The organism is Pseudomonas sp. KK4, assembly GCF_001984065.1.
Lineage (GTDB): Bacteria > Pseudomonadota > Gammaproteobacteria > Pseudomonadales > Pseudomonadaceae > Aquipseudomonas.
Genome location: NZ_LYVP01000151.1, coordinates 1 through 10251, shown reverse-complemented (window position 1 = coordinate 10251; position 10251 = coordinate 1). Strand labels below are relative to the sequence as shown.

Annotated in this window: 7 protein-coding genes and 1 pseudogene; 6 read left to right on the top strand and 2 right to left on the bottom strand. The window is 61.7% G+C overall.

Going from position 1 to position 10251, the window contains the following annotated elements; translation table 11 throughout:
• Positions 1 to 771 precede the first annotated feature (771 nt).
• Both B0W55_RS26800 and B0W55_RS26795 read right to left on the bottom strand, forming a co-directional pair.
• A complete protein-coding gene (locus B0W55_RS26800; RefSeq protein ID WP_077048928.1) occupies positions 772 to 2388 on the bottom strand; it encodes an alkaline phosphatase family protein in 1617 nt (538 codons plus the stop codon).
• A 194-nt stretch (positions 2389 to 2582) separates the two neighbouring features.
• A complete protein-coding gene (locus B0W55_RS26795; protein WP_077048927.1) occupies positions 2583 to 3527 on the bottom strand; it encodes a LysR family transcriptional regulator in 945 nt (314 codons plus the stop codon).
• A gap of 166 nt (positions 3528 to 3693) precedes the next feature.
• Between B0W55_RS26795 and B0W55_RS26790 the strand changes: the two genes are divergently transcribed.
• The 6 genes and pseudogenes from B0W55_RS26790 (at position 3694) to B0W55_RS26765 (ending at position 10183) form a co-directional block, all read left to right on the top strand.
• On the top strand, positions 3694 to 6066 hold the full coding sequence (locus B0W55_RS26790; RefSeq protein WP_077048926.1) for a TonB-dependent receptor: 2373 nt from the start codon (positions 3694 to 3696) through the stop codon (positions 6064 to 6066).
• 273 nt (positions 6067 to 6339) lie between these two features.
• Positions 6340 to 7155 (top strand): annotated as a pseudogene (locus B0W55_RS26785) (energy transducer TonB).
• Between the two features lie 44 nt (positions 7156 to 7199).
• Positions 7200 to 7925, top strand: coding sequence for a MotA/TolQ/ExbB proton channel family protein (locus B0W55_RS26780; RefSeq protein WP_077048925.1), 726 nt, complete (start codon positions 7200 to 7202; stop codon positions 7923 to 7925).
• Position 7926: 1 nt separating this feature from the next.
• A complete protein-coding gene (locus B0W55_RS26775; protein WP_077048924.1) occupies positions 7927 to 8328 on the top strand; it encodes a biopolymer transporter ExbD in 402 nt (133 codons plus the stop codon).
• A 298-nt stretch (positions 8329 to 8626) separates the two neighbouring features.
• Positions 8627 to 9208: an alpha/beta hydrolase gene (locus tag B0W55_RS26770; protein ID WP_077048923.1), complete on the top strand. Its 582-nt coding sequence runs from the start codon at positions 8627 to 8629 to the stop codon at positions 9206 to 9208.
• A 51-nt stretch (positions 9209 to 9259) separates the two neighbouring features.
• Positions 9260 to 10183: a sigma 54-interacting transcriptional regulator gene (locus tag B0W55_RS26765; RefSeq protein WP_077048922.1), complete on the top strand. Its 924-nt coding sequence runs from the start codon at positions 9260 to 9262 to the stop codon at positions 10181 to 10183.
• Positions 10184 to 10251: the final 68 nt, after the last annotated feature.

The following is a 10251-nucleotide window of genomic DNA, read 5'->3' as shown; positions in this document are numbered from 1 at the left end:
TGCCTGACCCACCGCTTTCGCGAGCAAGCCCGCTCCCACACTGGATCTTCAGTGAATGCAAATTCTGCGGCCACTGAATAACCTGTGGGAGCTGGCCTGCCAGCGATAGGGCCAGCACAGTCGATATCAGCTGTGCCTGACCCACCGCCTTCGCGAGCAAGCCCGCTCCCACACCGGATCTTCAGTGAATGCAAATTCTGCATACCCCCAAATCAACTGTGGGAGCGGGCTTGCTCGCGAAGAGGCCGGCTCATCCAACATCCGTGGTGACTGACCCACCGCCATCGCGAGCAGGCTCGCTCCCACAGGGTTTCTCGTCCGAACACAAACTCCATGTTCGCTGTAGATCAATGTGGGAGCTGGCCTGCCAGCGATAGGGCCAGCACAGTCAATATCAGCTGTGCCTGACCCACCGCTTTCGCGAGCAAGCCCGCTCCCACACTGGATCTTCAGTGAACGCAAATGCTGCATACCCACCCCAATCAACTGTGGGCTTGCTCGCGAAGAGGCCGGCTCATCCAACATCCCCGTTGACTGACCCACCGCCATCGCGAGCAGGCTCGCTCCCACAGTATTGCTCGGTCGAACACAAACGCTATGTTCGCTGTAGATCACTGTGAGAGCTGGCCTGCCAGCGATAGGGCCAGACCAGTCAACATCAGCTGCCACCGCTTTCGCGAGCAAGCCCGCTCCCACACTGGATCTTCAGTGACCGCAAATTCTGCATACCCCCCAATCAACCGTGGGAGCGGGCTTGCTCGCGATGCTTTTTCACCAGACGCCGATCTGCACCATTTTCTCGGTTTCGGGTTCGCCATAGCGGAACCGCTGACCACGCAGATCGATCTCGTGATGACTGATCGTGGTTCGTCGCTTCAATCCGCGCACCCACTCGAACAAATACCCCGCATGCTCTTCGCGAACCGCCGCATACGCCGGGTTGGCCCCCAAATCATGCAGTTCCTGCGGATCATTCAGCAGGTCGAACAGCTGCGGTCGAAACCCGTCGTAGGCCAGGTATTTCCAGCGGTCGCTGCGCACCATGGTCATGCGGCAGCGGTCGATCGGTTGTGCCAATCGCTCCCGCGCCGGCGCTTGGAAGGCGTAGTCGTATTCGCTGATCGCAAAGCGGCGCCAATCGGTTTCAATGCCATGCAGCAAGGGAATCAGCGACCGTCCTTCCAGCCGATGTTCGGCGCCGGGCAACCCAAGCGCTTCGAGGAAAGTCGGCAGAGCGTCGATGGTTTCCACCAGGTGCTCATCCACCGAACCACGGGTGATGTCCGCCGCCCGACGCGGGTCGCGAACGATCAGCGGAACGCCCACCGCGGGCTCCAGCAAAAATTCTTTTTCCCCCAGAGAGTGGTCGCCGAGGAAGTCACCGTGATCACTGGTAAACACGATCAGCGTGTCCTCCCAACGACCGCTGCTCTGCAGAAAATCGAACACCCGCCCGAGCTGATCATCGACCTGTTTGATCAGGCCCATGTACGTCGGAATCACGTTCAGTCGCACTTCGTCTCTGGAAAAATTCAGGCTCTCTTCGTGCTGCCGAAACGCGTGATACACCGGGTGATCGCTTTCTTCCCCCACTGCTGCGCGCACCGGCTCGATGACCTGATCGGCGCCATACAACGCGTGATACGGCGCGGGTGCGATGTAGGGCCAGTGGGGCTTGATGTACGACAGGTGCAGGCACCAGGGCTGCTCGCCCTGTTCGGCGATGAAGTCCAGGGCGCGGTCGGTGGTGTAGACGGTTTCCGAGTGCTGCTCGGGAATGCGTGCCGGCAAATGCGCGTTGCGCATCTTCCAGCCGCTGAGGATTTCCCCCTGATCGCCTTCGGCGGCGTTGGCCCAGTCGTGCCACAGGTTGCGGCCGGCGAAACCGAGGTCACGCAGGTGATGGGTGTAAGGCGCGGACTCACGTTTGTCGTCGAACAATGGGTTGTCGGGGAAGATGCCGTCATGGCGAAAATAAGGTTCGAAGCCGACTTCATTCAAGGCTTGCGCCTGATCGCTCGAAGGATCGATGGCCAGTCGTTGCAACGCATCGACATTGGGTGTGGCGTGAGTCTTGCCCACCAACGCGGTGCGGATGCCATGGGGTCGCAGGTAGTCGCCGATGGTCAATTCTTCGAGCGGCAGGGGCACAGCGTTCCAGGCGACTTGATGGCTGCTGACGTAACGCCCGGTGTAGGCCGACATCCGCGACGGGCCACAGATGGTGCCTTGGGTATAGGCACGATTGAAGCGCACGCCGGCGGCGGCCAGGCGATCGATGTTCGGGGTGTGCAGATGCGGATGGCCGTAGCACGACAGGTAATCGCGACGCAGTTGATCGCACATGATGTACAGCACGTTGCGCAGGGGTTGTTCGGGGTTGGACATGGGTTCACCAATCGGAAGACAGGTGAGGTTTTTCGCCGGTGGGGCGGGGTTGGGGCAAGTGAGTTTGGGGAATGGTTGTTATGCAGTGGGTGCATTGTTGGCCGAATGGACGTCTTCGCGAGCAAGCCCGCTCCCACAGGGGCCGGAGTACACCGATCAAATGTGGGAGCGGGCTTGCTCGCGAAGAGGCCCGATCAGACAGCCAGATTCTCCAGCGAACACACCTCTTCATCCCGCGCATCCACCTCTTTGATCTGGGCAATCATCGCCTCCGCCAGCGGCGATAACCGATACCCCGCCCGGCTGACAATCCCATAACGGGTGTACAGCTCCTCCAGGTCATCGGCCAACCCCTCGATCTTCAAACACACCAGTTCACCCTTGGCGTGATGCAGCGCATCCGAGTAGGCGCCGACGATGCCGATCGCATCGGAACGCATCACCACGCTGAGCAGGCTGTAACTGTTTTCGCATTCCACATTCGGCGTGAAATCCGGCCGGCCGCTGAGGTCGACAATGACCTTGCGCAGGTTCGGCGGGCGGATGGTCACCGCCATCGGATAGCTCATCAATTCGACGGCGCTGACCCGCTCGCGACCTGCCAGCGGATGCCCGGCGCGGCAGCAGAAATGCCATTTGCGCGGACGCAGGCGTTGGGTCAGGTAATCCGGATCGGCCTCGAATTGCCGGGTGTCGGCGACGAAAAATTCGAACTCTTCGCTGAGCAGGCGTTTGCTCAGGCTCTGCCAGTCATCCACCTGAAACTGCACCCGCGCCTTCGGGTAGCGCCCGATGAAGCTGCCGATCGCCCGAGGGATCAACCCCGCCGCTGGCGCCGGTCCACAGCCGAAGCGCAACTCACCGGCCTCCAACCCGTTGAATTGGCTGATCTCGTTGGCCATCTGCTGCGCGCCACTGACCAGCCGCCGCGCGTGTTCGAGCAACACCTGGCCCTGCTTGGTCGGTGCCAGGTCCTTGCGCCCGCGATCCACCAACTGACAACCGACGCTGTGTTCCAGCGCCTGGATGCTGCGGCTGAACGCCGACTGCGACAGGTTCACCGCCATCGCGCCCGCGACGAAGCTGCGCTGATCGACGAGGGCGATGAAGTGGCGAAGCTGGCGCAAATCGATATGCATTTTTCACATTAAAAATATCGGGGAAATGCATTGGATATGCATTAGGTCGACTCCTTATAAAGGCAATCTCTTATGCAGTAAATATTTGTTAAAACATAAATCAATAACTTTAAAGAATATGCACTGCCGAAAAGTCGCTGTGCGTTTTTTGATCAGGAGCCGCCCAATGAGTCCGTTGAAACTTGCCTCACCCCTGACACCCCGACGGCTCAAACGCCTGCCCCTGGCGCTGTTGCTGGCGGGTAGCGCCAGTTGGACCCACGGCTACGCCGCCCAAAACACAACCCAGGAAGATGCCCCGGCAAAAGCCGCACCCGGTCAGGCCAAAGCCGATGGCACCCAATTGCAAACCGTGACCGTCACCACTCGCCGCCGCGAAGAAAGCTCGCAGGATGTACCGACGCCCATGAGCGTGGTCAGCGGCCAGGTGCTGGAAACCCAGCGGGTGTATCGCATCCAGGATCTGCAGCAACTGGTGCCCAGCGTCAACGTCGCCTACATGCATGCGCGCCAGTCCAGCGTGTCGATCCGTGGCCTGGGCAACAACCCGGCCAGCGATGGCCTGGAAGGCAGCGTCGGGCTGTACATCGACAATGTTTACCTGGGGCGGCCGGGCATGGCGGTGTTCGACCTGATGGACATCGAGCAGCTCGAAGTCTTGCGCGGTCCGCAAGGCACCCTGTTCGGCAAGAACACCACGGCCGGGGTGATCAACATCAACACCCGGGCGCCGACCTTCACCCCTGAGCGCAGCATCGAAACCTCGGTGGGCGAGGACGGCTACTTCCAGACCAAGGGCACCATTTCCGGCCCGCTCAACGATGAACTGGCCGGGCGTTTTTCTGCGTATCGCACCCGCAGCGATGGCGACATCAAGAACGAATACGACGGCCATGATTTGAACGGTGGCTCGCGCGATGGCTTCCGTGCGCAGTTGCTGTTCAAGCCGAACGAGGCGTTCAACCTGCGCTGGATCGGCGATTACAACGAAGAAGATTCCAGCGCCGGCACCCGCGTGCTGTACAACACCGGGCCGACCATCAACGGCGTCAACCTCTACCAGGCCCGGGCCACCGCGGCCGGTGCCACCCTGGTCGATGGCACCCACCGCAAGGTCAACCTGAACAACGATCAACACGTCAACGTGCACCAGGGCGGGACCTCGGTGGAAGCCAACTGGACCCTGCCGAGCGACTTCACCCTGACCTCCATCAGCTCTTATCGCTGGTGGAATTTCACCCCGCGCAACGACGACGGTTTGAACGTTGCCGCGACCTACAACGCCGGCGTGTCGGTGGAAGACAAACAGTATTCCCAGGAATTTCGTCTGGCTTCGCCCACCGGTGGCTTCTTCGACTACGTGCTCGGCGCCTATTACTTCGGCTCCGACCTGGACAACAAATCCTTCGCTTATTACGGCCCGCAAGCCGACATCTGGAACGGCACACCCGCCGGGGCACTGGCCAACGTCACCAGCATCGGCAAAGGCCACATCAAGACCGACAGTTTTGCGCTGTTCGCCCAGGGCACCTGGCACCTCACCGAACGCCTGGATTTCACCGCCGGGGTGCGTGGCACCTACGAAGAGAAAAGTGCCTGGGTCAACCGCGATGCACCGCTCGGTGGCGCCGCGGTGACAGGGGCTGCGGCCGCGGCACGGGTGGGGCGCGCCGGGGTGTATGACTCCGGCGGTCTGAACCAGTACAGCGCCAGCCCTTCGGGCCTGTTGAACCTCAGCTACCACTTCACCGACAACCTGCTCGGTTACGCGACCTTGTCCCACGGCGAGAAATCCGGCGGTGTGAACCTGGCCGTCGGCACCGCGCCGGTGGCGGGCGCCGACTCGCTGCTGATCGGCACCGAGCGCGCCAACAACGCCGAACTGGGTTTCAAAAGCACGCTGTGGGACCGCCGTTTGCAGCTCAATGCCAACGTGTTCTGGACCCAGGTCAACGGCTACCAGACCAACGCCTACGACGACGTCAACCGCGTGCAATACCTGACCAACGCCGGCTCCGTGCGCTCTCGCGGCGTGGAGTTCGACAGCACGTTGATTGCGCTGCGCGGCCTGACCCTGAACTTCAACGGCTCCTACAACGACGTCAGCTACCTCTCGTACAAGGATGCACCGTGCCCGCCGGAAGTCAGCCTGGCACCCGGTGCGCCAGCGTCCTGCGACCTCACCGGTCATCAGGTGGTCGGTGCCTCGAAATGGATCGGCAACGCCAACGGCGAATACAAATGGAACCTGGCCAACGGCTTCGAAGAGTACGTCACCGCCAGTTACGCATTCCGCTCCAAAGCGGTGGGCACGGTGGAGGATTCCGACTTCGGCCAGATCCCCAGCTACGCCGTGGTCAACCTGTCCACCGGCCTGCGGGGTGACTTCAATCAGGGCCAGTGGGACGTTTCGCTGTGGCTGAAAAACGCCTTCGACAAAACCTACTACACGACCCTCTGGACCGGTGGCAACGGCGGCTACGAAGGCCTGCTCGGCACGCCACGAACCCTGGGCCTGACCGGCCGGTACGACTTCTGATCCAGGGAAAATGACGGGGAAAACCATGCTCTGCGCAAATACTTTCAATGCCTCAAAAGCATGGCGTTTCGGGTGCATGGCCAGAGCCCTTGCACGGCGCGGCCTGCAGCGAAACGGGCAATTTGCATATGCGAATTTGTTCTAATTTTAACTTTAAAAATTACTTTAAGAGATAAGCGCCCGAGCCAATGATTGACCCGTCGCTACGTCGTTCGGGGAATGCAGGGTTCGACGTTTCGGGTGATTCGCAAAAAGACCGCAGGGAGTTAATCAATGGGCAATGTCCAGACCGCCGCCAGTGCACACGAGGTGCTTTGGCGCCAGGCGCCGGGTGGTGAGTTGGTCGACCTCGGCCGGCAACACCGTTTGCCTTTGGGCCAGTTGCGTTTGCAGCGTGCGCCCAAGGGCATCCTGAGTCGACGCGAGGCGATCCTGCTCGGTGTGCTGGCGTTGCTGGTCCATGGCGCGGTGATCTATTGGCTCAATCAGCAACCGACCAAAGCGCTGCCGATCGTGCCACCGGAGATTCCGCCGATGACCATCGAGTTCTCGCGGCCGGCGCCGCCAGTCGTTGAACCACCACCGCCGCCTCCACCGCCACCACCACCGGTGGTCGAGCCGCCACCGCCGGTGGTGGATGAGCTGGCCGTGAAGCCGCCACCGCCCAAGCCGATTCCAAAGCCCAAGCCAGTGATTAAACCCGTGCCGAAGCCCGCGCCCAAAGCGGTCGAGCAACCGCCTGCGCCACCACAACCGGCCGCACCGGTGGCGGCCCCGGCGCCACCCGCTCCACCGGCGCCCGCACCGGTAACACCGGCCTCGGCCAACGCCGCGTACCTGAAAAACCCGGCGCCGGAATACCCGTAGCTGGCCCAGCGTCGCGGTTGGGAAGGCACGGTGTTGTTGCGGGTGCATGTGCTCGCCAGCGGCAAGCCGGGCGAGATCCAGATTCAGAAAAGCAGCGGCCGCGATGCCCTCGACGAGGCGGCGGTCAATGCGGTGAAACGCTGGAGCTTCGTGCCCGCCAAGCAGGGTGATGTCGCCCAGGACGGCTGGGTCAGCGTGCCCATCGATTTCAAGATTCATTAAACCGAAACCTAATTCGCGCGAAACGTTTACACGAGGAATTCACCATGACGTTATTGGCATCTCCACTCGAATCCATCGAAAGCGCGGTGATCTGGCTGCTGGTGGTTTTTTCTGTCGCCACCTGGGGCCTGGCGTTGCTCAAGGGCGTGCAGTTCGGTCGCCTGAAGGCTCAGGATCGCAAGTTTCACAAACAGTTCTGGGCCGCTTCGAGCCTTGATTCGGCGGCGGAACTGGCCGAGACCCAACCCGGCGCTGCGGCACGGGTGGCGCAGGCCGGTTATGCGGCGATCCAGGTGGGCGAGGCGCCGCACGCGGCGGATTTGAGCCAGGCGATCAATCATCAGGACCGCCTCGAGCGTGCCTTGCGTCAGCAGATCGTGCGTGAACGTCGCTCGCTGGAAACCGGGTTGGCGGTGGTCGCCAGTATTGGCAGTACGTCGCCGTTCATTGGGTTGTTCGGCACCGTATGGGGAATCATGGAAGCGTTGAAAGGCATCAGCGCGGCGGGCTCGGCCAGCCTGGAAACGGTGGCCGGTCCCATCGGTGCGGCACTGGTCGCCACCGGGGTGGGGATCGCCGTCGCGGTACCGGCGGTGCTGGTTTACAACTACTTTTTGCGACGCCTGAAACTGACGGCGGCGGACCTGGATGACTTCGCCCATGACTTCTACAGCCTGGCGCAGAAGAGTTCGTTCCGCGTGCTGATCCACCCGACGGCACACAAGGCTGCCGCATCGGGCAACGCACAGAAAGTGAAGGAGGCGTCCTGACATGGCCTTCTCCACGCAAGACAGTGATGAGGTGTTGAGCGAGATCAACGTGACACCGCTGGTGGACGTGATGCTGGTGCTGCTGGTGGTGTTCATTGTCACCGCGCCGCTTTTGACCAACGCGATCCCGATCAACCTGCCCAAGACTGAAGCCGTGGCGCCGGTGGAGCAGAAGGACCCGCTGGTGGTGAGCATCGACGGGGCCGGGAAGCTGTTCATCAACAAGGATGAAATCCAGCCGGACTCGCTGGAGTTCAAGCTGCAGTCGGCCAAGGCCAAGGACCCGGAGGTGCGGGTGCAATTGCAGGCTGACGATGGGGTGAATTACGGCGAAGTGGCGCGCGCCATGGCGTCCATCGAGCGCGCAGGGATTACCAAGTTGTCGGTGATTACCGCGCGCTGACAGATTCAAGTTTTTCCGGGGCCGTCTCCTTGGCAGGGTGCGGCCCCTTTTTTTATTGCATCACCGGACTGCTTTTTGTGGCGAGGGAGCTTGCTCCCATTGGGTTGCGAAGCGACCCCCTTCCGATTTGCGGCTGCTGCGCACCCGAGCGGGAGCAAGCGCCCTCGCCACAAGAGCAGTCCGTGGTAAATAATTTATATGCGATATAGGTCTTAATAAATAGCTTCTTATTCCTTAACGAATATAAATCCCCTCCCTATACTCGTTCAGGAACAGACACGCAGCAGGAGAGCTCCCCATGCGCAACGAATCAATTCGCTACCTGATTGTGCCGGGCTGGCAAGGATCGCCAGAAGATCATTGGCAAACCCATTGGCAGAACAGCCTACCCAACAGCGCCCGCGTGGAGCAGGCCGACTGGCTGACGCCCCGTCGCGAAGACTGGGTCGCCGCGCTGGCCGAGGCGATCGCCGCGGACAGCACGCCGGTGATCCTGATCGCCCACAGCCTGGGTTGCATCACCGTGGCCCATTGGGCCGCCACCGCGCCGGTGCCGATGTTGCGTCAGGTACGCGGCGCCTTGCTGGTCGCCCCGGCAGACGTCGAACGCCCGGCCTGCGCGCCGGCCCTGCGTAATTTTTCACCGATTCCGACTGACCTGCTGCCATTCCCCAGTCAGGTCGTGAGCTCCGACAACGACGCCGCCGTCAGCGCGCCCCGCGCCCTGGAGCTGGCGCGCAACTGGGGCGCCGAGGCGGGAATTCTCGCGGGCGCCGGGCACATCAACGTCAAGTCCGGCCACCAGCGCTGGGAGCAGGGCTTTGCCTATCTCTATCGCCTGCAAAACCGCATGGAGCATCACGCCCTGCGCCGTGCCTGACCCCTTTTTTGACGCCCCCCGTCTCCCGGCGGTTTTGGGCGGGAGACTGCCATGAGTTTTGAAACCTTCGGTCAGCCACTGCTGACGTTCCCCGACGCCGAAAAAAGTCCCCTGAGCATCCGCGCCAAGGCGCTGGTGTTCGTCGATCCGCGCTCGCGGCAACTGCGCCAGGAGCTCGAAGAACTGGCACCGCGTTCGATCTCGGTGCTGATCCGCGGTGAAACCGGTAGTGGCAAGGAATTGCTGGCGCGGCACATCCATCGCGCCAGTGATCGCGGCGGGTTGTTCGTTTCGGTCAATTGCGGGGCGATCAGCCCGACTTATGCCGATGCGGAATTGTTCGGTTATGCCGCTGGCACCTACAGCGGTTCGGCCAGCAGCCGCGCCGGCTGGTTCGGCTCGGCCAATGGCGGCACACTGTACCTGGATGAGATTGGCGACTTGCCGCTGCCGATCCAGATCAAACTGCTCGCCGCCCTGGAGAATCACGAAGTGACCCGCGTCGGTGCGCATCAGCCGAGCCCGGTGGATGTGCGCCTGGTCGCCGCCACCAGCATCGATCTGGCCCAGGCGGTCGCTGCCGGGAAATTCCACGAGCGGTTGTATCACTACCTCAGCGAAGGCCAGCTTGAATTGCCGGCGCTGCGCGAGCGCTCGGGCGATATCCTGTCCCTGGCCGAATACTTCCTGGGCATCTACAGCCAACGCCTGGACCTGCCGGTGCCACTGATCAGCGAAGCCGCGCAACGGGTGCTGGAACGCCACACCTGGCCGGGCAATACCCGGGAGCTGGAAAACGTCATTCACTTTGCACTGCTGGTCAGCACCGGCGACGAGATCCTGCCGGAGCATCTGAATTTGCCCGATGAAGGCCTGGGGCAGATCGAACGGCAGCTCAAGCAGATCCTTAGCAACGGTTCCGACACCGAAAAAGCAGCCCTCAAACACATTCTGGCAAACGCCAATCTCCTGTAGGCGCGAGCTCGCTCGCGATGGTCGTCAACGATCACGCGGGCTGCCTGATTGAACGCGTTGCCCTTGCG

Excerpts from the sequence above, each read along its gene's own strand:
- B0W55_RS26780 (WP_077048925.1), top strand. The coding sequence starts at position 7,200 with ATGACGTTATTGGCATCTCCACTCGAATCCATCGAAAGCGCGGTGATC.
- B0W55_RS26800 (WP_077048928.1), bottom strand. The coding sequence starts at position 2,388 with ATGTCCAACCCCGAACAACCCCTGCGCAACGTGCTGTACATCATGTGC.
- B0W55_RS26770 (WP_077048923.1), top strand. The coding sequence starts at position 8,627 with ATGCGCAACGAATCAATTCGCTACCTGATTGTGCCGGGCTGGCAAGGA.
- B0W55_RS26795 (WP_077048927.1), bottom strand. The coding sequence starts at position 3,527 with ATGCATATCGATTTGCGCCAGCTTCGCCACTTCATCGCCCTCGTCGAT.
- B0W55_RS26765 (WP_077048922.1), top strand. The coding sequence starts at position 9,260 with ATGAGTTTTGAAACCTTCGGTCAGCCACTGCTGACGTTCCCCGACGCC.
- B0W55_RS26790 (WP_077048926.1), top strand. The coding sequence starts at position 3,694 with ATGAGTCCGTTGAAACTTGCCTCACCCCTGACACCCCGACGGCTCAAA.
- B0W55_RS26775 (WP_077048924.1), top strand. The coding sequence starts at position 7,927 with ATGGCCTTCTCCACGCAAGACAGTGATGAGGTGTTGAGCGAGATCAAC.